26 protein-coding genes are annotated in these 26,583 nt (G+C 67.1%); 10 read left to right on the top strand and 16 right to left on the bottom strand.

Translation table 11 applies throughout. The features are described 5' to 3' along the window. Nucleotides 1-118: 118 nt before the first annotated feature. Together C566_RS23085 and C566_RS0105245 are read right to left on the bottom strand one after the other, a co-directional pair. Nucleotides 119-355, bottom strand: a complete 237-nt coding sequence (locus C566_RS23085; protein WP_269210536.1) for a DUF2087 domain-containing protein — start codon at nucleotides 353-355, stop codon at nucleotides 119-121. A gap of 430 nt (nucleotides 356-785) precedes the next feature. After that, nucleotides 786-2,489 (bottom strand): HNH endonuclease signature motif containing protein, encoded by a 1,704-nt coding sequence (locus C566_RS0105245; protein ID WP_018773292.1) that lies wholly within the window; start codon nucleotides 2,487-2,489, stop codon nucleotides 786-788. A 382-nt stretch (nucleotides 2,490-2,871) separates the two neighbouring features. On the opposite strand from C566_RS0105245, the gene ggt reads away from it, so the two are divergent. Further along, a complete protein-coding gene (ggt, locus tag C566_RS0105240) occupies nucleotides 2,872-4,698 on the top strand; it encodes a gamma-glutamyltransferase (RefSeq protein ID WP_026266400.1) in 1,827 nt (608 codons plus the stop codon). Between the two features lie 45 nt (nucleotides 4,699-4,743). Here ggt and C566_RS0105235 read toward each other — a convergent pair whose 3' ends face one another. Then, nucleotides 4,744-5,643: an NAD(+)/NADH kinase gene (locus tag C566_RS0105235; protein ID WP_018773290.1), complete on the bottom strand. Its 900-nt coding sequence runs from the start codon at nucleotides 5,641-5,643 to the stop codon at nucleotides 4,744-4,746. 9 nt (nucleotides 5,644-5,652) lie between these two features. Beyond that, nucleotides 5,653-6,714: an SPFH domain-containing protein gene (locus tag C566_RS0105230; RefSeq protein ID WP_018773289.1), complete on the bottom strand. Its 1,062-nt coding sequence runs from the start codon at nucleotides 6,712-6,714 to the stop codon at nucleotides 5,653-5,655. Between the two features lie 107 nt (nucleotides 6,715-6,821). Between C566_RS0105230 and C566_RS0105225 the strand changes: the two genes are divergently transcribed. Continuing rightward, nucleotides 6,822-7,556 (top strand): NUDIX domain-containing protein, encoded by a 735-nt coding sequence (locus C566_RS0105225; RefSeq protein WP_018773288.1) that lies wholly within the window; start codon nucleotides 6,822-6,824, stop codon nucleotides 7,554-7,556. Nucleotides 7,557-7,631: 75 nt separating this feature from the next. Here the strand turns inward: C566_RS0105225 and C566_RS0105220 are convergent, their stop codons facing one another. Together C566_RS0105220 and C566_RS0105215 are read right to left on the bottom strand one after the other, a co-directional pair. Then, entirely contained in the window at nucleotides 7,632-9,182 is a 1,551-nt protein-coding gene (locus C566_RS0105220) for a M1 family metallopeptidase (RefSeq protein ID WP_018773287.1), read from the bottom strand. A gap of 186 nt (nucleotides 9,183-9,368) precedes the next feature. After that, nucleotides 9,369-9,671 (bottom strand): DUF4193 domain-containing protein, encoded by a 303-nt coding sequence (locus tag C566_RS0105215; RefSeq protein ID WP_018773286.1) that lies wholly within the window; start codon nucleotides 9,669-9,671, stop codon nucleotides 9,369-9,371. A 164-nt stretch (nucleotides 9,672-9,835) separates the two neighbouring features. On the opposite strand from C566_RS0105215, the gene C566_RS20880 reads away from it, so the two are divergent. Both C566_RS20880 and C566_RS22895 read left to right on the top strand, forming a co-directional pair. Continuing rightward, on the top strand, nucleotides 9,836-10,216 hold the full coding sequence (locus tag C566_RS20880; protein WP_018773285.1) for a DUF7793 family protein: 381 nt from the start codon (nucleotides 9,836-9,838) through the stop codon (nucleotides 10,214-10,216). Nucleotides 10,217-10,394: 178 nt separating this feature from the next. Beyond that, on the top strand, nucleotides 10,395-10,859 hold the full coding sequence (locus C566_RS22895) for a hypothetical protein (protein ID WP_043465742.1): 465 nt from the start codon (nucleotides 10,395-10,397) through the stop codon (nucleotides 10,857-10,859). A gap of 24 nt (nucleotides 10,860-10,883) precedes the next feature. On the opposite strand, the gene C566_RS0105200 is transcribed toward C566_RS22895, so the two are convergent. Further along, entirely contained in the window at nucleotides 10,884-11,594 is a 711-nt protein-coding gene (locus C566_RS0105200) for a hypothetical protein (RefSeq protein ID WP_018773283.1), read from the bottom strand. 81 nt (nucleotides 11,595-11,675) lie between these two features. Between C566_RS0105200 and C566_RS0105195 the strand changes: the two genes are divergently transcribed. Further along, nucleotides 11,676-12,146, top strand: coding sequence for a MarR family winged helix-turn-helix transcriptional regulator (locus C566_RS0105195; RefSeq protein ID WP_018773282.1), 471 nt, complete (start codon nucleotides 11,676-11,678; stop codon nucleotides 12,144-12,146). Nucleotides 12,147-12,221: 75 nt separating this feature from the next. After that, nucleotides 12,222-12,410, top strand: coding sequence for a hypothetical protein (locus C566_RS20870; protein WP_018773281.1), 189 nt, complete (start codon nucleotides 12,222-12,224; stop codon nucleotides 12,408-12,410). 66 nt (nucleotides 12,411-12,476) lie between these two features. Here the strand turns inward: C566_RS20870 and C566_RS20865 are convergent, their stop codons facing one another. The 8 genes from C566_RS20865 to C566_RS0105150 all read right to left on the bottom strand — a co-directional run bounded on the left by C566_RS20865 (nucleotide 12,477) and on the right by C566_RS0105150 (nucleotide 21,883). Then, nucleotides 12,477-13,841, bottom strand: a complete 1,365-nt coding sequence (locus tag C566_RS20865) for an MFS transporter (protein ID WP_043466150.1) — start codon at nucleotides 13,839-13,841, stop codon at nucleotides 12,477-12,479. A gap of 174 nt (nucleotides 13,842-14,015) precedes the next feature. Beyond that, a complete protein-coding gene (locus tag C566_RS0105180) occupies nucleotides 14,016-14,720 on the bottom strand; it encodes a FadR/GntR family transcriptional regulator (protein ID WP_018773279.1) in 705 nt (234 codons plus the stop codon). Between the two features lie 10 nt (nucleotides 14,721-14,730). Next, complete coding sequence (locus C566_RS0105175; RefSeq protein WP_018773278.1) at nucleotides 14,731-15,858, bottom strand: L-talarate/galactarate dehydratase; 1,128 nt, start codon at nucleotides 15,856-15,858, stop codon at nucleotides 14,731-14,733. Nucleotides 15,859-15,958: 100 nt separating this feature from the next. Further along, a complete protein-coding gene (locus tag C566_RS0105170) occupies nucleotides 15,959-16,879 on the bottom strand; it encodes an AEC family transporter (protein WP_018773277.1) in 921 nt (306 codons plus the stop codon). A 107-nt stretch (nucleotides 16,880-16,986) separates the two neighbouring features. Then, the gene (locus tag C566_RS0105165; RefSeq protein ID WP_018773276.1) at nucleotides 16,987-18,315 is read right to left on the bottom strand and encodes an enolase C-terminal domain-like protein; all 1,329 of its coding nucleotides are present in this window, start codon (nucleotides 18,313-18,315) and stop codon (nucleotides 16,987-16,989) included. Then, entirely contained in the window at nucleotides 18,312-19,943 is a 1,632-nt protein-coding gene (locus C566_RS20860) for an aldehyde dehydrogenase (NADP(+)) (RefSeq protein ID WP_018773275.1), read from the bottom strand. Before C566_RS20860 ends, C566_RS0105165 begins: the two co-directional genes overlap by 4 nt. Before the next feature lie 11 nt (nucleotides 19,944-19,954). After that, on the bottom strand, nucleotides 19,955-20,869 hold the full coding sequence (kdgD, locus tag C566_RS0105155; protein ID WP_018773274.1) for a 5-dehydro-4-deoxyglucarate dehydratase: 915 nt from the start codon (nucleotides 20,867-20,869) through the stop codon (nucleotides 19,955-19,957). 129 nt (nucleotides 20,870-20,998) lie between these two features. Next, the gene (locus C566_RS0105150) at nucleotides 20,999-21,883 is read right to left on the bottom strand and encodes a LysR family transcriptional regulator (protein ID WP_018773273.1); all 885 of its coding nucleotides are present in this window, start codon (nucleotides 21,881-21,883) and stop codon (nucleotides 20,999-21,001) included. Between the two features lie 142 nt (nucleotides 21,884-22,025). On the opposite strand from C566_RS0105150, the gene C566_RS0105145 reads away from it, so the two are divergent. Genes C566_RS0105145 through C566_RS0105130 form a run of 4 tightly spaced genes read left to right on the top strand, consistent with a single transcriptional unit; the run spans nucleotide 22,026 to nucleotide 25,563 of the window. Further along, on the top strand, nucleotides 22,026-23,027 hold the full coding sequence (locus C566_RS0105145) for a Bug family tripartite tricarboxylate transporter substrate binding protein (RefSeq protein WP_018773272.1): 1,002 nt from the start codon (nucleotides 22,026-22,028) through the stop codon (nucleotides 23,025-23,027). 5 nt (nucleotides 23,028-23,032) lie between these two features. Continuing rightward, nucleotides 23,033-23,620, top strand: a complete 588-nt coding sequence (locus C566_RS0105140; RefSeq protein ID WP_155846735.1) for a tripartite tricarboxylate transporter TctB family protein — start codon at nucleotides 23,033-23,035, stop codon at nucleotides 23,618-23,620. A gap of 9 nt (nucleotides 23,621-23,629) precedes the next feature. Next, nucleotides 23,630-25,162, top strand: coding sequence for a tripartite tricarboxylate transporter permease (locus C566_RS0105135; protein WP_026266398.1), 1,533 nt, complete (start codon nucleotides 23,630-23,632; stop codon nucleotides 25,160-25,162). After that, nucleotides 25,159-25,563 carry a universal stress protein gene (locus C566_RS0105130; protein ID WP_018773269.1) on the top strand — a complete coding sequence of 135 codons (405 nt, stop codon included), beginning with the start codon at nucleotides 25,159-25,161 and terminating at the stop codon, nucleotides 25,561-25,563. Before C566_RS0105135 ends, C566_RS0105130 begins: the two co-directional genes overlap by 4 nt. An 87-nt stretch (nucleotides 25,564-25,650) precedes the next feature. On the opposite strand, the gene C566_RS0105125 is transcribed toward C566_RS0105130, so the two are convergent. Continuing rightward, nucleotides 25,651-26,565, bottom strand: coding sequence for a helix-turn-helix transcriptional regulator (locus C566_RS0105125; RefSeq protein WP_018773268.1), 915 nt, complete (start codon nucleotides 26,563-26,565; stop codon nucleotides 25,651-25,653). Nucleotides 26,566-26,583 lie beyond the last annotated feature (18 nt).

Below are 26,583 nucleotides of genomic sequence, written 5' to 3'. Positions count from 1 at the left end.
TGGGCGGGCAGCAAAGCTGCCCTTCTATACCCGGTGGCAAAAGAGACTACTGCGTCCCGTCTGCGCTGAGTTGGCGCTCGGACAGGTTTTGAGGCTGTCAGAATGCCAGGTTCCAGGCCTAGGCTTCGTCGTGCCGGGAGTAGGAGGAGCCGGAGGGCGTCCGGTCCAGTAGTCCGAAGTCGATCATGTAGCGGCGCAGCATCACGACGTCATCGGTGTAGTTGAGGAGCCGTTCATTTACCTGCTTTTCCGTTAGGTGTTCGCCCGGCTCGATGGCTTCGCTGACGATCCAAGCCAGGAGCTCCCGCCGATCCGTCATGTTGGCTGGATACCTCTCGATCCTCCCCAAGCGCATAAAGCGGGCCAATCCGGTTTGCGGCTGTCGCCGGGGCTGCTGTGTGAGAAGGTCGCGGAAGATCGCCTCGGGCGCCACCAGTTCGTTGGCAGCATTCCGTTCGACGAGTCCCGACTCAAGGAGGGCAGTGGTGGCTCGGTTTCGTCGGTGGTCGTTCAGGTCAGCTAGCACGTCGGGGAGCTTGGCGCCGAGCACTATTTGCGCGTAGGCGGTCCGAGCGTCCGTGTTAGCGAGGGCTGCCACTACTCGCCGCCAGTGCGGTCCACTCATCATCGTCGTTCCGGTCACAGCGTCTTCCTCGCTCTGCGTTTGCCCCGCCTGTGCTGGTCACGGGTACTTGGTCAACAGGCAAAATCGTAGTCCGGCGCGGGTGTGGCGGACAGGGCCTGCAGAGGGCAGACTGATGGACCGGACATTGACAGTTGGCCGTTCAGATGGATTGGAGCAAGCGGTATTCCGGCACTGGATCGGGCAGTGGGTGCCCGGCGGTGAATAGGTGCCAGTCCGGGAAGGGGTCCGGGGGCAGGTCCGAATCCGCATCCTCCGGCAGGCCCGGGTCCGCATCCTCGAGCAGGCCTGGCTCCGGATCCTCGGGCGGGGCCGGGTACGGATCCTCGGGCAGGTCCGGGTCGTGGCCTGGTTTCGGGTGTGTGTCCGTGGCTGGGATGTGGGGCAGCCAGTCCTCGGGCCAGCGGGGTGGTTCCCAGTCCTGGTGTTCGCTGGGGTAGTGCCGCCCGGCCGGGGAGGTCCAGCCCGGCGGGTGGTCCTTGCTGGCCCCGGCCGGTGTCCAGGCGGAGGCGTGTTTGAGGCGGTGGTGTTTGGGGCAGGGCTGGCCGAGGTTGGTGATGCCGGTGGTGCCGCCGTCGGCCCAGGCCAGAATATGGTCTGCTTCGTTGTCCAGGGAGTGGTTGCCGCAGCCGGGGAAGGGGCACCTGCCGTCGCGGAGCCGGAGCCACTGGCGCTGGGCTGTCGTGAGGCGGTAGCTGGTCCGGCCGATTTCCAGCGGGGCACCGTCCCGGGGGTCGGTCAGGACCCGGTGGAAGGAGCCGCCGCCGTCTATGAGGAGGCGGCGGGCCATCGACGGCGGGATCGGACCGTACCCGTCCAGCACGGCCGGTTCGTCCGTGGCGCCCAGCAGGGACAGGACCGGGACGGTGACCAGGACCTGCGCCCGCGGCGACGGAACACCACCCCCTGCCAAGCCCGCACCCGCTCCCGCCCCCGCAGCCATGCCGCCGGTGGTCCCGGTCCCGGTGCCGCGGTTGGCCGTTCCGCCGTCAATTCCGGTGCTTTGGGTGCCGGTGGTGAGGAGCCAGGTGGCGGTGATGTCGGCACGGAGCTGGGCCAGGGTCCGGGCCTCGTCCGGGCCCTGCAGGGCGCGGGCCGCGGCGGTGGTCCGTTCCCAGATCCCGGCGGCGGTGTCGGCCGGAAGGTGCGCCGAGAGCCAGGCCATGCCGTCCCGGTCCGGGACGAACTCGACCCGCCGGTCCGCGGCGCTCGTGGCGTGCCGTGTCTCGATGCTGGCCGGGTGGTGACGTTCGCGCCAGGTGCGTGCCTTGGCCCGGAACCGGGCCGGAACGAGGTCCCCGGCCGGGCAGCCGCGGGCCGCGTTCGGTGCGGCGGGGTCCAGGAAATGCGCTTCGAGCCCGGCCGCGCCGGCCCGGTCCAGGCCGGCGGTTTCCTCCACAAGGATCCGGGCGTGGGCCCAGGAGATCGTGCCGGCCCGCAGCGCGGCCAGGGTCAGCGGCAGCGCCGACGTCAGGGCCCGGGACTCAGCCAGCAGGGCGCCGGCGCTGCGTTCGCTGACGGTCAGGACACACGCGACCTCGGCCACCAGGGCCATCTCCTGAACGGCACGGTCCCGCGCGGACGGCGCCGGCGGCGCCAAAAACCTGGCCGCCTGCGCGTAGTCGGCGGCCAGCTGGACCTTCAGTGCCGCGGTCCGGGCCTCCAGCCGGGCCACCTCGGCGAGCCCGTCGAGGCACCCGTCCGCCAGCCGCCGCAACGGATCGGCGGCTTCCAGCGGGTCGGCAGGCGGATCGGCGTCGTCAGCGGCCGCTCCGGCCAAGGCAGCAAGCACGGCAGCGGACTCGGCGACGGCCTCCACGGCCGCACCGCTCTCCGCACTCCACATCTCCGCACTCCACATCTCCGCACCCCGCGCTGTCCCGCGATCCATACCCCAAGCAAATCACGAGGCACCGACAATTTTTGATGAGACCGGTCTTCCAGCCACATGCCTAAGGCGCTGACTTACGTCCGCGGATTTCAGTTGCGGCAAGCCGCCAACGACCAACGCGGGCGGAGTGCCGGGAGCGGCTGGAAATGCCGGGCGCGGGGTTGACCGGGAGTGCACGCCGCGCCCCGGACCCCGCCGACGCCACCGAGCACCCGGCAGCCACTTCTGACGGCTGCGAAAGGGCAGAGGATGCCGTCCACGAGTGTTGAGTGTCGCACGCCCGCGTAGTAGCGTGACAGGAACTGTCAACAGGCGTAACACGGACTCGGGAGCGATCATGGCACATATGACACGAGGGCTGGTGGCTGTCACGGCGGCCCTGGCATTGAGCGTGACGGGCGGCGTCCTCGCCCCTGCGCAGGCCGATCCGCGGGAAATCGCAAAGACGTCAACCGCCACTGGGTACGGCGGTGCGGTGAGCACCGTGGACCCGGAGGCGTCCGCTGCGGCGATCGAGGTCCTCCGCAAGGGCGGCAACGCGGCGGACGCCGCCGTCGCCGCAGCCGCGACCCTTGGTGTGACTGAGCCCTACAGTGCCGGAATCGGCGGCGGGGGCTACTTCGTGTTCTACGACGCGAAGACCGGCAAGGTAGGCACGATCGATGGCCGCGAGACCGCGCCGGCAGGCATGCCGCACGACGCGTTCATCGACCCGGCGACCGGCAAGCCGTACAACTTCACTCCCGAGCTCGTCACAAGCGGCGTCTCCGTTGGCGTCCCGGGCACCCCGGCCACGTGGGCGCGTGCCCTGGACCGGTGGGGCACGTTGAGTCTCGGCGAGGCCCTGAAACCTGCCATCAACGTGGCGACCCGCGGGTTCGTGGTCGACAAGACGTTCCGCCAGCAGACCCTCGACAACAAGGCCCGGTTCGAGGCCTTTACCTCGACCAGCAGCCTCTACCTCCCGGGCGGCGACGCCCCCGCCGTCGGCAGTGTCTTCCAAAACCACGACCTCGCCGAGACATACCGGCTCCTCGCGAAAAAGGGCACCAGCGGCTTCTACAGCGGACCGCTTGCCGCCGAGATCGCGGCCACGGTGCAGGCTCCACCTAAGACTTCTAAAACAAAACTGCCCGTTCCGGCAGGCCACCTGACGACCGCGGATCTCGCCGCATACCGCGCCCTTGACCAGGCGCCCACGCACGTGGACTACCGCGACCTGGACGTCTACGGCATGGCGCCCTCCAGCAGCGGCGGCACCACGGTGGGCGAGGCGCTGAACATCCTGGACCCCTCCAACCTGTCCGGGATGTCCACTCCGGGCGCCCTACATCACTACCTCGAGGCCAGCGCGCTTGCCTTCGCGGACCGTGGCAAGTACGTGGGTGACCCCGCGTTTGTAGGCGTCCCCACCGCCGCGCTCACTGACCCTCTGTTCGGCAAGGAGCGCGCCTGCCGGATCGACCCGCTGCACGCGGCAGCGAAGCCTGTTGCGCCGGGGGACGTGTCCGCGTACGACGGCGCGTGCCCGGCCGCCGCCGTCGCGCCTGCGGTCGAGAAGGACACGGAGAACATCTCGACGACCAACCTGACGGTCGCGGACAAGTGGGGGAACGTGGTGGACTACACGCTCACGATCGAGCAGACCGGCGGGTCCGGCATGGTGGTCCCCGGCCGCGGCTTCCTGCTCAACAACGAGCTGACCGACTTCTCGACCGTCTACGACCCGGCCGACCCGAACCGGATCGAGCCGGGAAAGCGCCCGCGCTCGTCCATGTCGCCGACCATCATCCTCAAGGAGGGCAAACCGTTCCTCGCCCTCGGCTCGCCCGGCGGATCGACCATCATCACCACCGTCCTGCAGACCATCCTGAACCGGGTGGACCTGGGCATGACCATCTCCGAGGCGATCGCGGCACCGCGGGCCTCGCAACGGAACGCGGCCAAGGTCACGGCCGAGCCGGAGTTCATCGCCAAGTACGGCAGCCAGTTGGCACCCTTTGGCCATCAGTTCACGCCGTCGGGGGATGCGTTCACCTCGGCAGCGGAGATCGGCGCCGCGACCGCCATCGAGTTCCTGCCCGATGGCGGCATGGTCGCAGCCGCCGAGCCCGTGCGGCGCGGCGGCGGATCCGCGATGGCCCTTAAGGCGTCGCGGAGGTAGGCAGCGCAGCTTGGGGAAGTCGGGGAAGGGGCGTCAGCGGGGCTCTTACCCCACCAGCCGGAGCGGCCGTGCGCCCAACTGGACCGTGATTTCCTGTCCCCAGGATGCGGTGAGGCGGTCATCTTCCATCCCGTCACCGAACACCACGAGCTGGTCGGATGCAACAGTGACTCGGAGTGTTTCGCCTGCCTCCAGGACCCCCTCGGTCAAGGAGGTTCCGGTGATGGGGGAGGGCCATGCCTCCCGGACGAACCATGCCAGTCGGGGGTCTGTTGGCGCCGGCAGGGGGCGTCCGCCGCGGTCGAGGGCGATGGATGCGCACCAGCCCGTGGCGCCCGTGCCCGTCGAGACGATCAGTCCCGACGAAGAGTGGCGCTCGGCCCGGCCCGCCGGGGTCGTGAGCCGGTACCGGGCCGACTGGTGGGAGGCGTGCCCGATGAAAACCTCGTTGAGCCCCGAGAGTTCCTGCCCGTCGTCGAGCCGTGCCGTCACAGTCGCGAGTTCCTGGCACTGCAGCCGCTCCGCAGTCCCGGCCGCAGCGGCCTCGTGCAGGAGCCTGGCTGCCGCCTTGGGTGTGTGTCGAACCAGGACGCCTGGGTTTGCTTCCGGTTCCGGGTCGACCCCGATGACGGGCTGGGAGTTGAGGTACTTCGCCGTGTTGGCCACAAGCCCGTCCTGACCGACAACGGCGATGACGTCCTCCGGTGTGAGCAGGAACCTGCTGAGGTCCGCGCGTTCCACTTCTGCGTGCCGCCATTCGGCCGGAACTGCGGCGCGGACTGTCGCCAGTGCTGCGTTGAGCCGGTCGTGGCGCTCCTGCACGTCTTGGAGGGTGCGGCCGCGGGTGCGGAGGAAGAATTCGGCCTGGCCGCGGGTGGCGTGCCGGTCCAGGAGTTCCTGGAGTTCGGTCCGCCGGTGGACGATGACGAGGCGGGGGTTTGCCATGTCAGGAGCCTAGTTCTCGAAGCTGCCGGCGGTGCTTGCCACCGCGCCGGCGGCAGCAGCCGGAACCGCGCCGCCCGCGGGCTCCCTGAACAGCCCGGCAAGTGCCCCGCTGAGCAGGTCTGGCGTGATGGTGAGGTTGCCGATGTTGGGCAGTGATCCGGCTGCGTCGCGCAGGGCCAGAGCCAGCAGAGTGGCCTGTTCCATGCCGCTGTAGACCTCCATGGTGGCGGCCTCACGCGCCGCTGCCGCCTGGCCTACGAGCCGGATCTGGTTCGCTTCGGCGGAGGCGCCGATGCCTTTGCGTTCGGCCGAAGCCTCCGCCTCGATGAGTCCCGCTGCGGCCTTTTCCTCGGCCTGGCGCCGAGCGTTGGCGCCTTCCTGGGCGACCAGGTGTTCGCGCCTGGTGGCCAGTTCGATCTGGCTCGCCATCTCGTTCTCGGAGATGGTCCGTTCGCGCTCGACGGCGACTGCCCGGCGTTCGTAGACGGCGCGGTCTGCTTCGGCCTGGAGCTGTTCACGGACCGGCGTCTGCAGGGCCCGTTCGACGTCGGACTCCGGCCGGACCGCCAGGACCTGCACCCCAAGGATCTCGATGCCGGTGGACAGGAGCCGGGTGTCAGCGCGCAGGGCCTCGGTGAGGACGTTGCGGAGCTGGCTGACTCCGCGTTCCAGCGCCTCGGCCAGCGTCGTGGTGGCGATCTGGTCAATGGCGTGGCTCTGGCACAGCTGGCCGATAATCGTGGCCACCTGCTCCTTCCCGGTCGCCGGCGCCGCGCCGGCCGGCTGGAGGCCGAAGTCCAGCCGGTTGGAGACGGCCACCGGGTCGATGAAGCGGTAGGTCACGTTGGCCTGGACGCTGACGTCTTGGTGGTCACGGGTGATGGCGTGGAAGAGGGTGGGCAGTTCCTGATCATCCACGGGAACCTCGCTGAGCACTGAGTTAGCCGGCCGGAACCAGAAGGCCTGGCCGACTCCCTGGTGCCTGACCTCGCCCTTCTGCAGGTGGACGACATAGCCGGTGGGGCTGCCCAGGAAGTGGCTGATCCAGGGGTAGCGCTTGATGCTGGCCATGGGATTCTCCTAAACCATTCAGTGTTCTCGTCAATTTGACGATAACTGAACTGTAGGGCCTTGCCCGATTTATTGTCAATATGACGATAAATATCTACGATGGGTTCATGCCTGAATCCCACCCGGCGCCCGCGCGCTTCCCGGTGACCGTCGACGTCGTCGCCCTCACCGTGACCGACGACGTCCTGAAGGTCCTGCTCATCACCCGCCTCATTGAGCCCTTCCGCGGCAGGCTCGCCCTGCCCGGCGGTTTCGTGCTGGCGGGGGAGGACCTGGCGACGGCGGCGGGCCGTGAGCTGACCGAGGAAACCGGCGTCGTGGGGGTTCCTGGCCATCTGGAACAACTGGGGAGCTACGGCCCGAAGGGCCGCGACCCACGGGGGGATGTACTCACGGTGGCGCACCTGCTGCTCGCGCCAAACTTCCCCGTCCTGTCCGCCGGGAGCGACGCCGAGCACGCTGCCTGGTACCCGGTCAGCCAGGTGCTGGACGGCGAATTGCAGCTCGCGTTCGACCACGAGCGGATCCTCGTCGACGCCTTGGAGCGGGCGAAATCAAAGCTCGAATATTCGCCGTTGGGGGCGGCCTTCTGCGGAGACGAGTTCACCATTGCCCAGCTCCGGGCCGTGTACGAGGCCGTCTGGGGCACGCGGCTGGACCCCCGGAACTTCCACCGCAAGGCCACGGGAACGCCTGGTTTCCTGGAAGACACCGGGCGGATGACGACAGGGGACGCCGGCCGCCCTGCCGCGCTCTTCCGGCTCGCTGAAGCAGCCCGCCAGGCAGCAGGTCAGCCAGTACGGGCCGTGCTCAACCCACCGCTCATGCGCCCGCGCGCCTGAGGCTCCACCAGCCAGCAAGGTGTCGAGGGTTCCGGTTGGTACACCTGGTGTCCACGGCCGTCCAGGAGCCCTCCGCTACCGGAGTGTGGTCCTTGGCGTGTTGTGGGAATGCGTCGGGGCCGGTCCTGGAATCACGTGAGTTTTCGCTACCGCTTGCTGTGGCATCGCCGGGCGGTCGCCTTGGCGCAGCCAGTCGTCAAAGAACGCGTCGAGCGGCTGGCCCGAGGTCTTTTCCATCACGGCTTCGAAGTCTTCCGTCGTCGCCGTCGAGTCGTTGTAGCGGCTCAACCACATCCGGGTGCCGCGGAGGAATGCCGCGTCGCCGATCTCAGCGCGCAGCGCGTAGAGGGCAGCCGCCCCGCGGAGGTAGACCTGGCCCGCGAACAAGTTGTCGCGGCCCGGGTCTGCGATGTTGAGCGCCCAGCGGTTGTTCGCGTCGAGGTATGTCACCGCGTCCCCGAACTGTTCCGGCATCGTGGCCGTGCCTTGGTGCTCGGCCCACAGCCACTCGATGTACGTCGCCCAGCCCTCGTTCAGCCAGATGTCTTGCCAGTCGGACGGGCTCACCGCGTTTCCGAACCACTGGTGCCCGAGTTCGTGCACCACCGTGTATTCGTCCGCGACCTCCGAGTAGACCGGCCGCGTCTGCGTCTCCAGCGCATAGTCGACCGTGTCGTCGTCGACGATCGCGCCGAAGGCCTCGAACGGGTACCGACCGAACTGGCCCTCAAGGAATGCGATCATCTTGGGCTGCAACGCAAGCGACGCCTTCGTCTCGGCCAGTGCCGCGCCCGTCACGTCCGCGTCGATCGCGTTGATGATGGGCAGCCCGTGCGGACCGACGTCGTAGGACAGGGCAAAGTCGCCGATGTTCGCCGTCGACAAGTAGCTGGCCATCGGGTCCGAGGCCTTCCACGTCCATGTGGTCCATCCGGCCTTCGTCGCCGGCCTGCCGACAGGCAGGCCGTTCGCCACAGCCGTCTTCCCCGCCGGCACCGTGATGCGGAACGTGTAGGTCGCCTTGTCTTCAGGGTCGTCATTCACGGGGTACCAGGTCGCCGCACCCTCGGGCTCGTTGACGACCATGGCGCCGTCAGCGGTGGTGACCCAACCGTAGAGCGCCCCGGTCGTGTCGAGCGGCCGGCCGGTGATTCCGCCGTACTCGATCACGATCGACGTCGTCTGTCCGGCCTTCAGCTTCGGCCGCAGCCCGATGGTGAGTTCCCAGGTCCGGTTCGCGTCGTTTTGCACTTGGGACCACTTGGCGGTTTTGCCGTCGATCTGGACCGAGGTGACGCCGAGGCCGCGCAGGTCGAAGTTGAGCGACTCCAGGTTCTGCTTTGCACGGACGGTGACAGTCGCGACCCCGCTGAGGCGGCCTGCGAGCACCGCGGGATTGGTCGGTGGCGCATAGCGGAGCGCGAGGTCGTAGTTCAGGACGTCGTAGCCGCCGTTGCCGGCGAACGGGAAGTACTCGTCGCCGCTGCCGGGAGCGCCCGCCGTGTAACGGGGGCTGTCGTGACTGGGGGCGGCCTGCGCAGTCCCGCTGATTGCGCCGGCGCTGGCCACGGCCAGCACGACGATGACCGCTGCACGGCGCAGGAGCCTTCTGAAGTGCTGCCTCATGACCGCGCCCCCAATGCCGTTGTGGAATGTCGCCCATGATCCCCACAGCAACTTTGGAAAACCTTGGTACCTGTCCGAGGGAATGGCAGGAGGCCGGCGAAAGCCTGCCGATGATCTGTCCGAAACAACGCGTCAGCGGGGGACCACGCTCTCGCGCCGGCGGCCTCGGCCAGGGCAGTCTGTCTCTTAGCCCTCGCAGTCCGTGCAGTAGATATCGTTGCCAGACTGCCGGGCGATCTGGGAACGGTGCCGGACCAGGAAGCAGGAGCTGCAGGTGAACTCGTCGTTAGCCTGCGGGATGACCTGGACAATCAGCTCTTCTGCAATGAACTCGCCGCCGGGGACTCCGGCCCCATCCAGCCCGTCGGCCTCGTCGAGTTCCTGGACGACGCTGCGGGCGTCCGGCGCGTTGGCGGACTGCAGTGCTTCCAGGGAGTTTTCCTGGGTTTCCTTGACGTCCGAGCGGACTTCGTCGTAATCGGTTGCCACTTGGCTTGTTCTCGTTTCTCGAGTCTTAACTAGGCTAAGTGCAACGTACGGCACCCCGCGGTTGTTCCACAGTCGGGGGCAGAATCCACGCCGTGCGGCGTTCGCCGGCCATCCCATGGGCGCGGTGCGGGGCGCCGCCGCAGTTCGGGCCTAGGATCAACGGAATGATGCAGGGACCAATCGACGCCGCTGACGGGAAGAACTCGCTCAGCGTCGATGCAGGGATACTCAAGAGCCTCTGGCGCCCGGGTTCCTTTGTGGACGCCGACGACGCCCGGGACGCCATGCTTGCCGTGGACCGGATCAGTGGCGGGACGCCGATGCCAATGCTCTCCGAGATGACCGACGTGGAGTTCAGCGCGGCGGCCAGATACCAGTTCGCACAGAGCAGGGGCGTGGTGGCCATCGCGGTCCTCGGATCCAGCACAGTCGACAGGGTCATCGCTTCCGCCACGAGCCGGGAGACCAAGTACCCGCACGAGTTCTTTACATCCAGGACCGACGCAATCGCATGGCTGCAGGAAGTCATCCAGAGCCGCGATTAAGCATTGCCACAAGGCCCGGCGCCGCCATCAAATCCGCCCCCGACCCGAGACAGACCGGTCTTTCCCGTTGTAAAGTGTCTTCACGGTCTTCCGCCCCGCCGGCTCCAGGAATGTACGCAGGGCTCTCGGGATCGTGGCCGGTTCCGGGCTCTGCCGGAACGGGAACAAAGGAATGCCAATGTCCATTGAGTTGTCGTCCCGTGCGGAACCCTCACACGGACACACACCCACGGACGCGTTGGTCAACGAGCCGGAGGACAGCCGGGCGCGGGGGATACGCCTGCAGGCCGCCGAGATCATCGCCGAAGTGTTGTCTGATTCTTCGCCGGGGCAGGCCCGTGCCCGGGATCAGCTGTGCCGTTTGCTGCAGGCCAACCCGGGCCGGCCGGAAGTTGCGCTGGCGGAACACCTGATCGCGCTCCGGGAAGAAGCTGCCCAGGGCCGGCGAACCGACCTGACACTCGTCACGGATGAAGCGGCGGCGGAAACGCCCGCGCAGCCATCGAGGCCAGGCGCCGGACGGTCGCCAGGTCGCCGTTCGGCCGCCCGCCAACCCCTCCTGCATCATCGTCCCACTGAGCGCGTGCGATATGGCCGCACGGACGGAGGCGTGCTCGGCGGCGTCTCCGGGGAGGGTGCCTAGGCCGGGCAAGCCAGTTCGAGAGGCTCAGGGTTCCCGTCGATTCGCGGCAGCCCGGCTCCGCGGCAACAGGAATCCGACCGCAACGAGCCAGAGGAGTCCGCCGAACCGCCCGACGGGCAGCAGGAACTGGAGCGGCTCGATCACCATGGAGAGGAAGCTCAGCTCGGACAGGGCGGCGATCACCAGACCAGCCCAGGCCAGCCAGCGCGGCACGAAGCGCAGGATGAGGGCGGGGACGGCGATTCCGGCGACGAGGAGACCCAGGCCGACGACATAGGCGACGCCGCCGGTGATGAACGCGAGAAACGACAGTGCGTGGGTCAGCGTCACGTCGGTGGTGATTTCCGGGCGGCTCAGGACCCACCCCACGGCGGCCGAGGCCATGAGGAACACCGAGGCGGTGATGCCGCCAAAGAAGCCGATTGCGGGCCCGGGGACGCGCACGCCAAGCCGTAGCTGCCGGGCGTAAACGGTGGCCGCAAAGATGCCGAGCGGTACCGCTGAACCGAATTGGAACAGGCTGGCGAGCCGCACGGCGTCGGGGTTTCCATGGAAATATGCCGCGACTTGGCCGGCGGGGGAGAAGGGCGAGACGTAGGTCTGCCCGTTGGTGAGCATCGTGCTGCTGAGCAGGGCTCCGATTGTGAGTCCCAGACTCACGGCCGCCAGGATGCCCGGGTTGGGACCGCCGGACTGCGTCGAGGGAACGGTGTGGTGGGAGGACAGGTCGGTCATGATCGCTTCTTTCCGATAATTACGTCACAATTAAAATGATTCACCTGTTGAATGATTCTGTCAATGGCGTAATATTGGAGCATGGACTCACCGGATCCGCCGCGGCCGAAGCGAACCGCTTTCCTGCTGTCCCAGCTCGGGGCGCTGGCATCGGCACGCTTCGCCGAACGCACCCGCGAGCTCGGCCTGACCCCAAGCGACGCGGGCGTCCTCCGCCTGCTCGGCCGCACCCCCGGGCTGAGCCAGCGGTCCCTGGCCGACCGCCTGGGAGCGGTGCCGAGCCGCGTTGTTCCCCTCATCGACTCGCTGGAAACGCGGGGCCTCGTGGCGCGCGTGCGCAGCAGCGCCGACCGGCGGAACTACGAGCTCCGGCTGACAGCCGAGGGCACGAAGGTGCTCGGAGCACTGCGCGGAATCGCCGAACGGCACGAGGCCGAACTCCTGGCCCCGCTCACCAACGAACAGTCTGCGCAGCTGGGGCTCCTGCTGGCCAGGCTGGCCAGCGGCCATGCCCTCGACACGGACCTGCATCGGGACACGAGCCGGGAGTGAACCAGGCGTGCCGGCCAATTTTCGAGGCTAAAACAGTCCCTTTTCAGCCGGCGGGCAGTGTGGGATCATCCCGGTATGGGCGAAAATACTGAACCGCGGTTGACCCTGCCCTCCGGCCCCGAGCGCCTGAAGGGCACGCATCACCGCGACGTTGATGGCTACGGAAATCCGATCACGCAGCAGCTGCGCATCATCGGTCAGCGGCGCCGCGAAGCCGAAGAAAAGCTCGACCGGCACCTGCAGGACGCACGCAAGAGCCACTGAGCGCGGCATAGGCGACGGAAAAGGCAGGCGCCCGAAGGGGCGCCTGCCTTTCCTTTCTGCGTCCGTCTATTTGGCGGCCACTGCTAACGGCGACGACTCCTCGGGCGCAGCCGTGGGCCCTGCCGCGGCTTCGGTCTGGCGCTCCTTGAGGAAGTACACGAGCGCGGCGGCGATTGTCGATGCCGCTGCGAGGGCGAAGAGCCCCGGGATGACGCTGCCGGTCTGCTCCTTGATGATGCCGAAACCAAGCGGGGCCACGAAGCCACCGAGGTTGCCCAGCGAGTTGATGATGGCAATCGCCGGCGCGAGGATGAGGGGGTGCAGGCCTGACTGGGGGATGGTCCAGAACAACGGTGACGCGCTCTTGAATCCCATGGCGGCGATGGCCAGGAACACGAGGGCCAGGACCGGGGACGCGACGGCGGCTGCCAGCGTTCCGACGGCGGCGACCAGGAGAGCAGCGACGAGGAGGGGCCGTTTGGACTTGGCCTTGTCCTGCCACTTGGCGGCGAAGTACATGGCAATCACGGCGCAGACCCAGGGGATGGCGGAGAGGAATCCGACGCTCAGGTCCGTGGTCCCCGGGATCTGCTTGACGATGCTGGGCAGCCAGAACGTGTTGGCGTAGATGGAGAGCTGCACGGAGAAGTAGATGCCGCAGAGGAGGAGAATCTGCGGGTTCAGGAGCATCTTCCAGCGGTTGACCTTCCCGCTGGGATTTCCGCCTGAGGCGTCGGCGTGCTGGGCGTCCTCGTCCGCAATCGCCGCGGTGAGGGCAAACTTCTCGCCCGCTGTCAGCCATGTGGCGTCCGCGATCTTGGCGTCCAGGACGAAGAACACCGCGATGCCGACAACCACGGAAAGCAACCCCTCGAAGCCGAACAGCCACTGCCAGCCGCGAAATCCCAGGACGTCGTGGAGGCTGAGCAGCATTCCGGCGATCGGGCCGGAGAGTGCCGCGGCGACCGAGGAGCCGGCGATGAAGATCGCTGTTGCTTTGCCCCGTTGCCCGGCCGGAACCCAGCGGGCGAAGTAGAAGATGACGGCGGGGAAGAAGCCGGCTTCCGCTGCGCCGAGGAGGAACCGCAGGGCATAGAACATGGTCTCGTTCTGCACGAACACCATCAGAAATGAGACGATGCCCCAGCTGATCATGATCCTGGCCAGCCAGACCTTGGCGCCGTACTTCTCCATCATCACGTTGCTGGGCAGTTCGAAGATTGCGTAGGCGATGAAGAACAGCCCGGCCCCGAACCCGTAGGCGGCAGCGCCGATGCCGACATCCGCGTGCAGATGCTCCTGGGCATAGCCGATGTTGGAACGGTTGAGCTGGTTGCAGACCAGCATGACGAGCATGATGGGCAGCACCCGCTTGAAGAACTTCTTCGTGGCCAAGGCCACGTCCGTGACAGCGTTGTCGACAGACTGCATGGAGATTTCCTTTGAATTGGCGAAGCTGGTCGGCCGGGGCGGGCAGTTGATTGTGGCCCGCGCCACAGCGATTCTTCACTTTATTCGGCGGCGGTAATGCCCGTCCAACACATTAATTGCATCGATGGATACCTTGAGGGACTGGAGGTCTCCGCCGACGCCCGGGCCCTGGGGTCAGCCGTTGCCGGGAGCGGCGGCGCGCAGCCGCCGTCGGGAATTTGCCAGATGGCTCCGCATCGCCGCCGACGACGACGGTCCGTCGCCTTCCGCGATGGCGGCGACGATTGATTCGTGTTCCTGCACCACCTGGTCGAAATGCTCGCGCGCATCAGGCTCACCGCCGCCCACGAGCCGGGCGCGGGGCATCGCGATCATGGTCGGCCCCAGGGATGCGAGGCAGTCGGAGTAGAAGGGGTTCCCGGAGGCTGCGGCAATGGCCTGGTGGAATTCGTAGTCGGCTTTCATGGCGTGAGCCGGGTGGGCCGCGCTGTCCATGAACTCTTCAAAAGCCTTCCGGACAGCGTTCAGCTGCCGGGCTGTGTGGTTCCGGGCGGCGAGGGCGGCTGCCTCGGACTCCACCGCGATGCGGAACTCCAACTGCCACAGGCGGTCTTCCAGGCTGGCCACGGGGCGGCTGCCGGCCGAGTGCTGCGGGCCGTCCGGCGGCGGGGTCAGCGCAAAGCTGCCCCGCCCGCGTTCGGTTTCCACGAGCCCCTCCGCCTGCAGCCGGGTCAGGGCCGAACGGACCACGGTCCGGCTGACGCCGAATTCGCTGATCAGGGTGTTTTCGCTGGGCAGCTTCGCGCCAGGCACAATGACGCCGTCGACGATGCGGCGGCGGAGATCGCTTGCGAGGTCCGCGGTCAGGTTCCGGCTCATGGATTCAAGGTTACTTGCCGAATTCCACAGATTCTGTGGTCCAGGCGCGCGCCTGCTCGCTGAGGGAGATGCCCAGCCCGGGGCGGTCCGGGACCAGCATGCGGCCGTTCTTGGTTTCGAGGCGCTCGTTGAACAGCGGATCGAGCCAGTCGAAGTGCTCCACCCAGGGCTCGCGCGGGTAGGCGGCGGCGAGATGGAGGTGGATTTCCATGGCGAAGTGCGGGGCCAGGCCGAGTCCGCGCTCGTCGGCCAGGGCGGCGAGGCGCAGGAATTGGGTGATGCCGCCGACGCGCGGGGCATCAGGCTGGATGATGTCACAGCCGTTGGCGCTGATCAGGCCCTTGTGCTCCGCGACCGAGGCCAGCATCTCGCCCGTGGCGATGGGGGTGTCCAGGGCGCGGGCGAGGTCCGCGTGGCCTTCGAAGTCGTACGCGTCAAGCGGTTCCTCAATCCAGACGAGGTTGAATTCTTCCAGCCGGCGGCCCATCCGCAGTGCGGTGGCGCGGTCCCACTGCTGGTTGGCGTCGACCATGAGGGGCACGTCCCAGCCAATGTGCTCGCGGATGCCGGCGACGCGGCGCAGGTCCTCGGCGGTGTCCGGAAGGCCGACCTTGATCTTGATGCCGCCGATGCCTTCGTCCAGCAGGACGGTGGCGCGGGCCTTGACCTCGGCCAGGGAGGCATGGAGGAAACCGCCCGACGTGTTGTAGGTCTGCACGGAGTCCCGGTAGGCGCCCAGGAACTTGGCCAGCGGCAGGCCGGCGCGCTTGGCCTTGAGGTCGTAGAGCGCGATGTCAATTGCGGCCAGCGCCTGGGTGGCCACGCCGGAGCGGCCCACGGACGCCCCGGCCCAGAGAAGTTTGGTGTAGAGCCGGCCGATGTCGTTCGGGTCCTCGCCGATGATGCCTTCGGCGACTTCCCTAGCGTGGGCGTACTGGGCCGGCCCGCCGGCGCGCTTGGAGTAGCTGAAGCCGATTCCGCTGTGGCCCTGTTCGGTGGTGATTTCGGCGAAGAGGAACACCACCTCGGTCATCGGCTTCTGGCGTCCGGTGAACACTTTCGCGTCACTGATCGGAACGGCGAGTGGAAGCCTGGCCGTGGACAGCTTTACGTGGCGGATGAGATCAACGCTGGTCATGGTTCTCCCTGAAGTTCCTGCGGGGCAACTCCGCCTCGCTCAACTTAGGTTACAAGTTATATACTTGTATAACAAGTATCGGAACAGTGTTGCGCCGCAGTCAGCCAAGCACCCAGGCGATGACCAGCAGGGAGCCGGCGCAGAGCAGGGTGGTGCACAGGATGACGTCCCGGGCAACGATCACGCCGCGCTGGTACGGGGAGGCGAAGAGGAAGACATTCTGGGCCGTGGGCAGCGCCCCCATGATCACGATGGCCAGCAGGTGCTGCCCCTCGAGGCCGAAGACGAAGCGTCCCAGCGCCCAGACGATCACCGGCATGCCTGCGATCTTCAGGAAGGTGGCGACGAGCGATTCAGTGCGCCCGTCGCCCTTTTGCAGCGGGGCCTTGCCGGCCAGGGACAGTCCGAAGGCCAGCAGCACCATGGGGACGGCGCCGCCGGCGAGCATGTCGACAGGTTTCAGCAGCAGGTCCGGAACGGTCCAGCCGGTCAGTGCGACCGCCGCACCCAGGCCGGAAGCAATAATCATGGGGTTGGCTAAGGGCTGAAGCAGCAGTTTCCGCCAGGAGATCCTGGACCCCGACGCGAGCCCCAGGAGGGTCAAATAGACCGGCGCCAGGACGAGGATCTGGGCCAACAGGACGGGAGCCACGTGCTGGGCAGTTCCCACGGCGTAGAGGGAGACGGGGATCCCGATGTTGTTGGCGTTCGCGTAGCTGCTGGCCATCGCGCCGACGGCTGTCTCTGCCACCGGCCGGCGGAAGAACAGGAAACTCAGCAGTGCATAGAGCAGCCCCACGGCCGCCGCGGAGAGCAGCGCCAGCGGGGCATCAGTTCCGAGCGCGGCCCGGATATCGCTGCCGGCCACCACTGTGAACAGCAGTGCCGGGTTGGTGATGTAATACGCGGTGCGGGTCAGGGCGCCCTGGACCTCCGGTCCGAGGATCCGCAGCCGGGCTGAGAGATAGCCGACGGCGATGACGGAGGCGACGATCAGTATGCCGGTGAGAACGCCGCCCAAGATTGGTCCTTCTAATAATCTGTGTACGCGCTAAGTACGCGTGGCTCTGCACGGCCGGGCCTCTTGGTGTGGAGGATGCCCGGCCGTGCAGAAGGAATGGTTGCTTTCTAGCGCACGAGGCAGGGCCGCTTGGGATCAAAGGACCAGCCGTCAACGTAGTACTGCATGCCGATGCTGTCGTCGCGGGCGTCGAGACCGTGTTCCAGATACAGCTGGTGTGCCTTGTCCAGGGCGTCGCGGTCCAGTTCGATTCCGAGGCCCGGAGCGTCCGGAACCCTGATCGCACCGTCCTTGATCTGCAGGGGGTCCTTGGTGAGCCCCTGGCCGTCCTGCCAGATCCAGTGCGTGTCCAGCGCCGTGATCTCGCCGGGGGCGGCCGCCCCGGTGTGGGTGAACATGGCGAGCGAGATATCGAAGTGGTTGTTCGAGTGCGATCCCCAGGTCAGGCCGAATTCGGCGCACATCTGTGCCACCCGGACGGAGCCGTGCATGGTCCAGAAATGCGGGTCCGCGAGGGGGATGTCCACGGCGTTGCTGCGGATGGCATGGGACATTTCGCGCCAGTCCGTCGCGATCATGTTCGTCGCGGTCCTAAGCCCGGTGGCACGGCGGAATTCGGCCATGACCTCGCGTCCGGAGAAACGGCCCTCCGCGCCGCAGGGGTCCTCGGCGTAGGCCACAACGCCCTGCATGCGTTTGCCCAGCCGGATGGCTTCCTCCAGGAGCCAGGCACCGTTGGGATCAAGGGTGATCCGGGCTTCCGGGAAACGCCCGGCCAGGGCCGTCACCACATCCACCTCGGCGTCGCCGGAGAGCACGCCGCCCTTGAGCTTGAAGTCGCTGAAGCCGTAGCGTTCCTGGGCGGCCTCGGCCAGGGCCACCACGGCGTCCGGTGTCATGGCCTCCCGCCGGCGGAGCTCTTCCCACCGGTCCGCCGGCGCGTCCTCCACCAGGTACGGCAAATCCGTTCGGCCGGGGTCGCCGATGAAGAATAGATAACCGAGCATGGGCACCGAGCTGCGCTGCTGGCCGTCGCCGAGCAGTTCCGCGACGGGGACGCCGAGGAACTGACCGTGCAGGTCAAGGAGTGCGGATTCGATCGCGGTGACGGCATGGACGGTGGTGCGCAGGTCAAAGGTCTGCAGGCCGCGGCCGCCGGCGTCGCGGTCGGCGAACTTCGCCGCGACGTCCCGGAGCAGGGAGCGGTAGCGGGCCACCGGCTGGCCGGCCAGGAAGGCGCCGGCCTCCTCGATGGTGGCGCGGATCTTTTCCCCGCCCGGCACTTCGCCGAGTCCGGTGCGGCCATTCGAATCGGTGATGAGAACGATGTTGCGGGTGAAGAACGGGCCGTGCGCGCCGCTGAGGTTCATCAGCATGCTGTCGTGCCCGGCAACGGGGACCACTTCAACGTGGGCAATGGTGGGCTGCGTGCTCACGCGTTGGCCTCTGCTTTCTCTGTTGCAGTCTGTTCTGCCGCCGGGGCTTGAACGACGCCGTCGATCCGGCGGTTCAGCCGCCACGGGTTGGGGTCCTGCAGCGGCGCCGGGAGCAGTTCCTGTGGCAGGTTCTGGTAGGCGACGGGGCGCAGGAACCGGTTGATTGCCAATGTACCCACGGACGTTGTCCGGGTGTCGGATGTGGCGGGGAACGGGCCGCCGTGCACCATGGCGTGGCCTACTTCGACGCCGGTCGGCCAGCCGTTGACGATGATCCGGCCGACCTTCTGCTCCAGTACCGGGATGAGGGGGGCAGCGGCGCGGTAGTCCGATTCGGTGAGCTGCAGGGAGGCCGTGAGCTGGCCTTCGAGCCGGTGGGCGGCGTCGACGAGCTCCCCGGTGGTGGAGTACCGGATCACCAGGCTGGCGGCGCCGAAGATTTCTTGGTGCAGGACGGGGTTGGCCACGAATTCGGCGACGGACGTGCCGAAGATGGCCGGAGCCGGGGCGTTCATCGTCGCGCCGTCGGCGCCCTGCCCGACGACGCCGACGTTCCCGGCGGAAGCCAGGGCATCGGCTCCGGCGTGCCAGGACCCGGCGATGCCTTCGGTCAGCATGGTCTGCCCGGCGCAGGAGGACACGGCCCGGCCGACGGCGGCGGCAAAGGCGTCGCCGGCCGCACCGGCGGGGGCGAACAGGAGGCCGGGGGAGGTGCACAGCTGCCCGGAGCTGCCGGTGACGGCGGCAACGTACTGCCGGGCGAGCGCGCTGATTTCTTCGGCGTCGCCGTCGAGAGCGCCGGGGAAGACGAACACCGGGTTGAGCGAGGACATCTCCGCATAGACAGGAATGGGTTCTGGCCGGGCGGCCGCGGTGCGCATCAGCGCGATGCCGGCGGACTGCGACCCGGTGAAGCCGACGGCCTTGATGGCCGGATCGGCGACGAGCGCCTGGCCGATGCTGCTGCCCGGACCGTAGATCAGCGAGAACACGCCCGGGTGCAGCCCGGTGTCGCGGACGGCCTTGGTGATGGCCTGGCCGACGAGTTCGCCGGTGCCCGGGTGCGCATTGTGGGCCTTGAAAACCACGGGGCAGCCGGCGGCGAGGGCGGAGGCGGTGTCGCCGCCCGCCGTCGAGAAGGCCAGCGGGAAGTTGCTCGCACCAAAAACGGCGACGGGACCCAGCGGGATCTGCCGCTGCCGGATGTCCGCCCGCGGCAGCGGAGCGCGGTCCGGCAGCGCCGGGTCGATCCGGACCCCGCGGAAATCCCCCTGGCGTACGACGCCGGCGAAGAGCCGGAGCTGGCCGGTGGTGCGCGCCCGCTCACCCTGGAGCCTGGCGGCCGGCAGCCCGGTTTCGAGGCCCGCGCGGGTGATGAGTTCCTCGCCGATCGCCTCGATGTTCCCGGCAATGGCCTCGAGGAACCGGGCATGGGTTTCCGGGTCGAGCGTGCTGAAGGAGGGATAGGCCGCGGCGGCCGCTGCGGTGGCGTCCTTCAGCTGTTCCTCGGTGAGCAGCGTGTAGCCGGGTTCGAGCCGTTCGTTTGTGGCGGGATTGAAGGCGTACGCCGTCGTGCCGTCCCCGGCGACGGCCTGGCCGGCAATGAGTGAGCGTCCGGTGAGTGTCACGGTGCGTCCTCCTAGGAAACGGTGGCGATAAGGGACTTGAGGTCTGCGAGGTCCTGGGGCGCCAGGTTCTGCAGCGGTGGGCGGACCCCGCCGGCGGAGCGGCCAATCGCGTCGAGTCCTGCCTTGACGATCGAGACGGAGTAGCCCTTCACGCGGTCGCGGATGTCCAGGTAGGGGATCACGAACTCGTTCAGCTTCCGGTTGACGGCGACCCGGTCGTGGTTGCGGACATCCTGGTAGAAGTCCAGGGCAAACTGGGGCACGAAGTTGTACATGGCGGACGAATAGGTACTCATGCCCAGCTGCAGCAGCGGGAGCGCGAACGTCTCGGCAGTGGGGAGGCCGCCGAGGTAGAACAGGCGGTCACCGAGCTTGGCGTAGACCCGGGCGTCGTGTTCGAGATCGCCGACGCCGTCCTTGAAACCGATCAGGTTCTGGTGGCGGTCGGCCAGCGTGGCGACCGTGGTGTCCTTGTAAATCGCGTTCGCACGGTTGTAGATGATGACGCCGAGGGAGGTGGACCGGCAGATGGCGCTGACGTGGTCGATCAGGCCGCCCTGGTCTGCTTCGGTCAGGTACGGCGGGAGCAGCAGGATGCCGTCGGCGCCGGCTTCCTCGGCGGCGCGAGCGTTTTCGATGGCCTGGGCGGTGGAGCCGCCGGCGGAGGCCAGGACCGGGACGATGCTGCCGACTTCCCCGACGGCGGCGCGGACAACGCGCCCGGACTCGGTCGGGGTCAGCGAGAAGCCCTCCCCGGTGCCACCCGCGGCGAAGAGTCCGGCGACCGGGAAGCTGGCCTGCCAGGCGAGGTGCTTGCGGTAGTTCTCTTCGTCGAACTGGAGCTCAGCATCGAACGAGGTGACGGGGAAGGAGAGCAGGCCGTCCTTGAGGACGTTCGCCAGTTCCTGGGGTGTGTATTTTGCCACGGTATGGTCCTCCGGATATGCGCCGAGTCGGCGGGGAAGTGCGGTTCCCCTTCACCCTAGGTTTGGCGCCTCATGCCTGTCCAAGTGCATTATTGAATGCATTGATACCTTCAGTGCATGGTCGCGGCTTCAGTCCAGCTGGAAGTCCAGGCTGCCGAGAAGCCGCGACAGGGCGGGATTGCTCACTTTCCGGCTCCAGATGGCATGAAGCTCCACGGGCTCGCCATGGCTGCTGGCCAGCGGGAGGAATTCGACCCCCTGGATGCCGAGTGCCGTGGCGGAGCGGGGCACAAAGGCGACGCCGCGTTTGGCGGCCACCAGCGAGACCATGGTCAGGATCTGGCTGACGGTGTGGACCACGTTCCCGTGCTGCACTGGCAGCATGCGGATTACGAGGTCGTAGAAGTACCGGGCCTGCAGCGGCGAATGCATGATGAGGGCCTCGTCCTTGAGGTCCTCGTTCCCAACCATTCCGCCGCGGCGGGCCAGGCGGTGGCCGGCCGGGACCGCCACCATCATGGATTCGCGGTACAGAAGCCGCGAATCGAAAACGTCCTTGTCGAACGGCGGTCGTGCCAGCCCCAGGTCCAGTTCTCCCGTTTCCAGGGCCTGGATCTGTTCGCCGGTCACCAGTTCCTGCAGGTCGACGTCGACGTCGGGGAGAATCGCCGAAATCTCCTCCAGCAGCGGTCCCAGGATGCTGAACCCGCTGGCGGCGGTGAAGCCGATTCGCAGCAGGCCGGAGCGGCCCGAAGCGATCCGGCGGGCGGTGACCGGCGCCCGTTCCGCGAGGGCCAGCAGGCGCCTGGCTTCGTCGAGGAACGCGGTTCCTGCCGGGGTCAGCTGGACCCTCCGGTTGTCCCGTTCGAGCAGTTCGGCGCCAACGGTCTTCTCCAGCTTCTGGATCTGCCGGCTCAGCGGAGGCTGGGTCATGTTTAGGCGTTCCGCTGCGCGGCCAAAGTGGAGTTCTTCTGCCACCGCGATGAATCCGGCCAGCTGGTCAAAGGTAAACATGATGCCTTCCCGGTATCACTCGATGCATATTTGGGCTTAGACATGCATCATAGCCGCTCCCTACACTCGACACAGCGAACCGGCAGTGACGCGGTTCACATGCTTCCGGGGCGCTGGCCCTGACCATCAATGAGGAGTTTCAATGATGCACTTCCCTTCGCGCCGCACCGTACTTGGAGCGGCATCCGCCGTCACGCTCTTGGCGCTGACGGCCTGCGGCAATGTTGCCGGCGGCAGTTCCGATTCTTCAAAATATCCGAACGGGCCCGTAAACCTCACCGTAGGCCAGGCCGCCGGCGGAAGCACCGACCTGATTGCCCGCGCCATCTCCGAGGGCGCGTCCAAATCCCTCGGCGCCCCGATGCCTGTGGTGAACAAGCCGGGCGCGAACGGGGCCCTGGCGACCAAGGAAGTGGCCGGCAAACCTGCCGACGGCCAGAACCTCCTGCTGGTCACCGCGTCCCTTGTCACGATCACCCCGCTGGCGGTCACCGCGGATGAGGCCGTCAACATCGACGACCTCGACATCATCGCCGGCCTGTCCCAGGACGACTACGTGCTGGTCGCCAGCAAGGCCTCCGGCTTCAACAGCATCAAGGACCTGACCGGAGCCGGACGCAACATCACCTTCGGCACCACCGGCGTGGGTACCGGCAGCCAGCTGGCGCAGACCGTCCTCTTCAAGCAGGCCGGCGTCAAGGGCACCGATGTTCCGTTCGACAGCGGCAAGCCTGCCCTCACCGCCGTCCTTGGCAATCAGGTCGAAGTGTCCACCATCCAGCTTGGTGAAGCCATGCCGCAGATCCAGGCCGGGAAGGTAGCACCGCTGCTGGTCTTCTCGGAAGAGCGGAACTCCTTCCTTCCGGACGTGCCCACGGCCAAGGAATCCGGTTACGACGTTCCTGTGGCTCAGTATCGCGCTGTCGCCGCTCCCAAGGGGACCCCCAAGGACGTAAAGGACAAGCTGCTCGCTGCCATCCAGGAGACCTTCAAGTCCGATTCGTACAAGGAATTCAACAAGAAGAACATGCTGACGCCGAAAGAAATCTCCGGCGAGGAAGTCGTCACCCAGTGGAAGGAATACGCCGCCAAGTACAAGTCGCTGGTGGAGAAGTACGACATCAGCCTCAGCGGGACGAAGTGATCCAAGTGACGGCAACACCTGCAGTGCCCGCCGGAGGGGGACGCCACCCGGCCGCCCCCTCCGGCGGGGACGCCCCCGACACGCCTGCCGACGACCGTCTGGAGGACCTGACGCCGGAGCAGCTCGCCGCGCAGTGGGAGGACGAAAAGCCTCCCGCCGCCGGGGCGCTCGCCAATGCGGCATCTTCCCTGGTGGTCGTCGGCGTCGGCACCGGCGCCCTGGTCCTGTCCGTTGTGATGGGCCTGGGGACTCCGGCGGCCCCGCAGCCCGGGCTGTGGCCGTTCATGATCAGCTGCGTCATGGTGGTCCTGGGACTCTTCCAGTTGATCATCGGACGGCACAACCGGGACGCGGAGAAGTTCACCCGCATGTCCCTGGCACCCCTCACAGGGCTCGTCACCCTCGCCGCCATGGTGGCGCTCATGCCCGTGATCGGTTTTGAACTGCCCGCCCTGGTCCTATGCGTCATCTGGATGCGCTTTTTGGGCGGCGAAACGTGGCGCTCCACCGTGCTGGTGAGCGCGATCGTCGTGGCCGCGTTCTATGCGATCTTCGTCCTGGCGCTCAACACCTCCATTCCCCACCTCTTCTAGGAGAACCCCGTGGATTTTCTAAATCCCGTGATCAACGGATTCGCCGTTGTCCTGGAGCCGAGCAACCTCCTGTACTGCCTGATCGGCGTCGTCATCGGCATGTTGATCGGTGTCCTGCCCGGCCTGGGGCCGGCGGCAACCATCGCCATCCTGCTGCCGCTGACCTACAACGTCGAACCCGTCACCGCCATCATCATGCTCGCGGGAATCTTCTACGGGGCACAGTACGGCGGCACCATCACCTCCGTGCTCCTCCGGCTTCCCGGCGAAGCATCCTCAGTGGTGACGGTCTTCGACGGCTACCAGATGGCCAAACAGGGCAAGGCCGGCACCGCACTCGGCCTGGCGTCCATCGGTTCGTTCATCGGCGGAACCGCCGCGATCATCGGCCTGACCTTCCTGGCCCCCATCGTGGCGAGCTTTGCCCTCGACTTCGGCCCGGCAGAATATTCCGCCCTCGCACTGCTCGGGATCCTGTTGGTGGCCACCATCAGCAACGGTGCCAAGACCAAGGCACTCATCGCCGCCGCCGTCGGACTGCTGCTGGCAACGGTCGGCCGGGACATCTTCACCGGCGAAAGCCGCTTCACGTTCGGCAACCTGGAGTTGGCCGACGGAATCGATTTTGTGCCGATCGCCATGGGCGTCTTCGGCCTGGGCGAAATCCTCTACAACCTCGAGGAGCGTCACCGGGCGGCCAAGGCGCCGTCCAAGGTCACGAACGTCTGGCCTTCACGCACGGATCTCAAGCAGGCCTCAGGCGCGATCGCCCGCGGTTCGGTCCTGGGGTTCTTCCTCGGGATTCTGCCCGGCGGGGGCGCCACGATCGCGTCGATGGCCTCCTATGCGATGGAGAAGAAGCGCGCAAAGCAGCCGGAACGATTCGGCAAGGGCGCGCCCGAAGGCGTCGCTGGGCCGGAAACGGCAAACAACGCGGCGGCAACGTCGTCGTTCATTCCGCTGCTGACCCTTGGAATCCCGGCCAACGCCACCATGGCCCTGATGTTCGGTGCCCTGCTGATCCAGGGCGTGACACCGGGGCCGCAACTGGTGGAGCAGGACCCCGAGCTGTTCTGGGGCGTCGTCAACTCCATGTACATCGGGAACATCCTCCTGCTGATCATGAGCCTGCCGCTCGTGGGAATCTTCGTAAAGATCCTCCGCGTCCGGGCCGCGATCCTGGCCCCGGTCACCGCTCTCATCACGTTGCTCGGCGCTTACACCATCAACAACAGCATGTTCGATGTGACGCTTGTCGTGGTGTTTGGGATCGTCGGATACCTGATGAAGAAGTTCGGCTTTGAACCCGGGCCGCTGGTCCTGGCGTTCGTCCTCGGATCCCTGCTGGAGAGCTCGCTGCGCCGTTCACTTCTCGTGTTCGGCGGCGATCCCACTGGTTTCCTCACCCGTCCCATCTCCGCGACGCTGCTCCTCGTGTTCGTCCTGGTGGCGGTGCTCCCGGGCATCCGGACCGTGCTCGCCAAACGCAAGACAGTGCCAGTCGGACAACCCGTCACCACGAAAATCAAGGAGAAGGTATGAGCATCATCGTCGGTTTCGTCCCCACCCCGGCAGGGGAAGCCGCGCTGACCGCCGGCATCGCCGAAGCCGTGCTCCGGAAGGAAGACCTGGTCATCGTCAACTCCGCCCGCGAGGGCGCACTGGTGGACAAGTCGGTTGCCGCCTCCGACATCCTGGAGCAGGCCGGCCGCCGGGCCACGGAGGCCGGCATCAGGGCCACGGTGATCCAACCGCCGTACCGTGAGGACCTCGCCGATGAATTCCTTGACGTCGCCCGAGAGGTCAACGCCTCCCTCATCGTCATTGGCCTGCGGCACCGCTCACAGGTCGGAAAATTCATCCTGGGCAGCCACGCCCAGCGCATCCTCATGCAGGCCGATCGGCCTGTCCTTGCCGTGAAGGCGGACGGAGCCCTCTCCTAGAAAGCGCCCGCGGCTCCCAAACGGCGGACGGGCCGGACCCCCTAGGCGGGGTCCGGCCCGTTTGCTTTTCGCGGCGCTATTTGATGCTCAGGGTCGGTCCTGCGAGTCGCTTTCGGGTGGCATGGTCGCTGCGGTGGCTGCAGCCGGTTCGGCGGGACGTTTTCCGGCGGCACTCCAGCTGGTGAGGAAGTCGAGTTGTTCCTCGGCATGGCTTCCAGGTTCGGCGGTGTAGGCGATGAGGGTCAGGCCCTCTCCGGGGATTTCGAGTGAATCGCCGGTGAGTTCGATGTCTCCGATGAGCGGGTTGTGCAGTGTCTTGCGGGCCGAGCGGTGGAAGCGGACGTTGTGCCGTGCCCAGCGTGTCGAGAATTCCGTGCTTCCGGTGGCAAGGTCACCAATGAGGTTGTTCAAGGCTCTGTCGTGGGGGCTGCGGCCTGCTTCGGTGCGGAGCGCGGCGGCGAGGTCATCTGCCACGGTGTTCCATTCGAGAAAGAAGTCCCGGGAACGCGGGTCCAGGAACATGAACCGTGCGAGGTTCAGCGGCAGGGTCTCGGGGCTGAGAATGCCGCCGTAGAGGGCGAAGCAGAGGCTGTTGGCAGCCACGATGTCCATGCGGGTAGTGCGGACATAGGCGGGCGTGCCGGTCATTCCGGACAATATCCGCTCTATGCTGGGCCGGACTTCGGCCCGGACCCGTCGCTTCCCCGGTTCCCGCGATGGGGCGGCGGCCCTGGCCAGATCGAGCAGGTGGGCCCGTTCGGCCTCGTCGAGCTGGAGGGCCGCGGCGAGGGATTCGAGGACGCTCTCGGATACTCCCCGCAGGTTTCCACGCTCGAGCCGGGCATAGTATTCGGTGCTGACGCCGGTCAGCATGGCCACTTCCTCGCGTTTGAGGCCGGCCACCCGCCTCGTCCCGCCGTAGGCGGGCAGCCCGGCCTGGGCGGGAGTGATGCGCGAGCGCCGGCTCATGAGGAACTCGCGGACGTCTTGGCTGTTCTCCATGGCCCCTACGCTACGACC

This window comes from Arthrobacter sp. 131MFCol6.1 (genome assembly GCF_000374925.1).
Taxonomy (GTDB): Bacteria; Actinomycetota; Actinomycetes; order Actinomycetales; family Micrococcaceae; genus Arthrobacter.
Note: the sequence above shows the minus strand (reverse complement) of the source record. Positions and strands in the feature narration are given on the sequence as shown.

Bases quoted from the DNA above. Each gene is read 5' to 3' on its own strand.
- C566_RS23085 (WP_269210536.1), bottom strand. From the start codon at position 355: ATGCGCTTGGGGAGGATCGAGAGGTATCCAGCCAACATGACGGATCGG.
- C566_RS0105245 (WP_018773292.1), bottom strand. From the start codon at position 2,489: ATGTGGAGTGCGGAGAGCGGTGCGGCCGTGGAGGCCGTCGCCGAGTCC.
- ggt (WP_026266400.1), top strand. From the start codon at position 2,872: ATGGCACATATGACACGAGGGCTGGTGGCTGTCACGGCGGCCCTGGCA.
- C566_RS0105235 (WP_018773290.1), bottom strand. From the start codon at position 5,643: ATGGCAAACCCCCGCCTCGTCATCGTCCACCGGCGGACCGAACTCCAG.
- C566_RS0105230 (WP_018773289.1), bottom strand. From the start codon at position 6,714: ATGGCCAGCATCAAGCGCTACCCCTGGATCAGCCACTTCCTGGGCAGC.
- C566_RS0105225 (WP_018773288.1), top strand. From the start codon at position 6,822: ATGCCTGAATCCCACCCGGCGCCCGCGCGCTTCCCGGTGACCGTCGAC.
- C566_RS0105220 (WP_018773287.1), bottom strand. From the start codon at position 9,182: ATGAGGCAGCACTTCAGAAGGCTCCTGCGCCGTGCAGCGGTCATCGTC.
- C566_RS20880 (WP_018773285.1), top strand. From the start codon at position 9,836: ATGATGCAGGGACCAATCGACGCCGCTGACGGGAAGAACTCGCTCAGC.
- C566_RS22895 (WP_043465742.1), top strand. From the start codon at position 10,395: ATGTCCATTGAGTTGTCGTCCCGTGCGGAACCCTCACACGGACACACA.
- C566_RS0105200 (WP_018773283.1), bottom strand. From the start codon at position 11,594: ATGACCGACCTGTCCTCCCACCACACCGTTCCCTCGACGCAGTCCGGC.
- C566_RS0105195 (WP_018773282.1), top strand. From the start codon at position 11,676: ATGGACTCACCGGATCCGCCGCGGCCGAAGCGAACCGCTTTCCTGCTG.
- C566_RS20870 (WP_018773281.1), top strand. From the start codon at position 12,222: ATGGGCGAAAATACTGAACCGCGGTTGACCCTGCCCTCCGGCCCCGAG.
- C566_RS20865 (WP_043466150.1), bottom strand. From the start codon at position 13,841: ATGCAGTCTGTCGACAACGCTGTCACGGACGTGGCCTTGGCCACGAAG.
- C566_RS0105180 (WP_018773279.1), bottom strand. From the start codon at position 14,720: ATGAGCCGGAACCTGACCGCGGACCTCGCAAGCGATCTCCGCCGCCGC.
- C566_RS0105175 (WP_018773278.1), bottom strand. From the start codon at position 15,858: ATGACCAGCGTTGATCTCATCCGCCACGTAAAGCTGTCCACGGCCAGG.
- C566_RS0105150 (WP_018773273.1), bottom strand. From the start codon at position 21,883: ATGTTTACCTTTGACCAGCTGGCCGGATTCATCGCGGTGGCAGAAGAA.
- C566_RS0105145 (WP_018773272.1), top strand. From the start codon at position 22,026: ATGATGCACTTCCCTTCGCGCCGCACCGTACTTGGAGCGGCATCCGCC.
- C566_RS0105130 (WP_018773269.1), top strand. From the start codon at position 25,159: ATGAGCATCATCGTCGGTTTCGTCCCCACCCCGGCAGGGGAAGCCGCG.
- C566_RS0105125 (WP_018773268.1), bottom strand. From the start codon at position 26,565: ATGGAGAACAGCCAAGACGTCCGCGAGTTCCTCATGAGCCGGCGCTCG.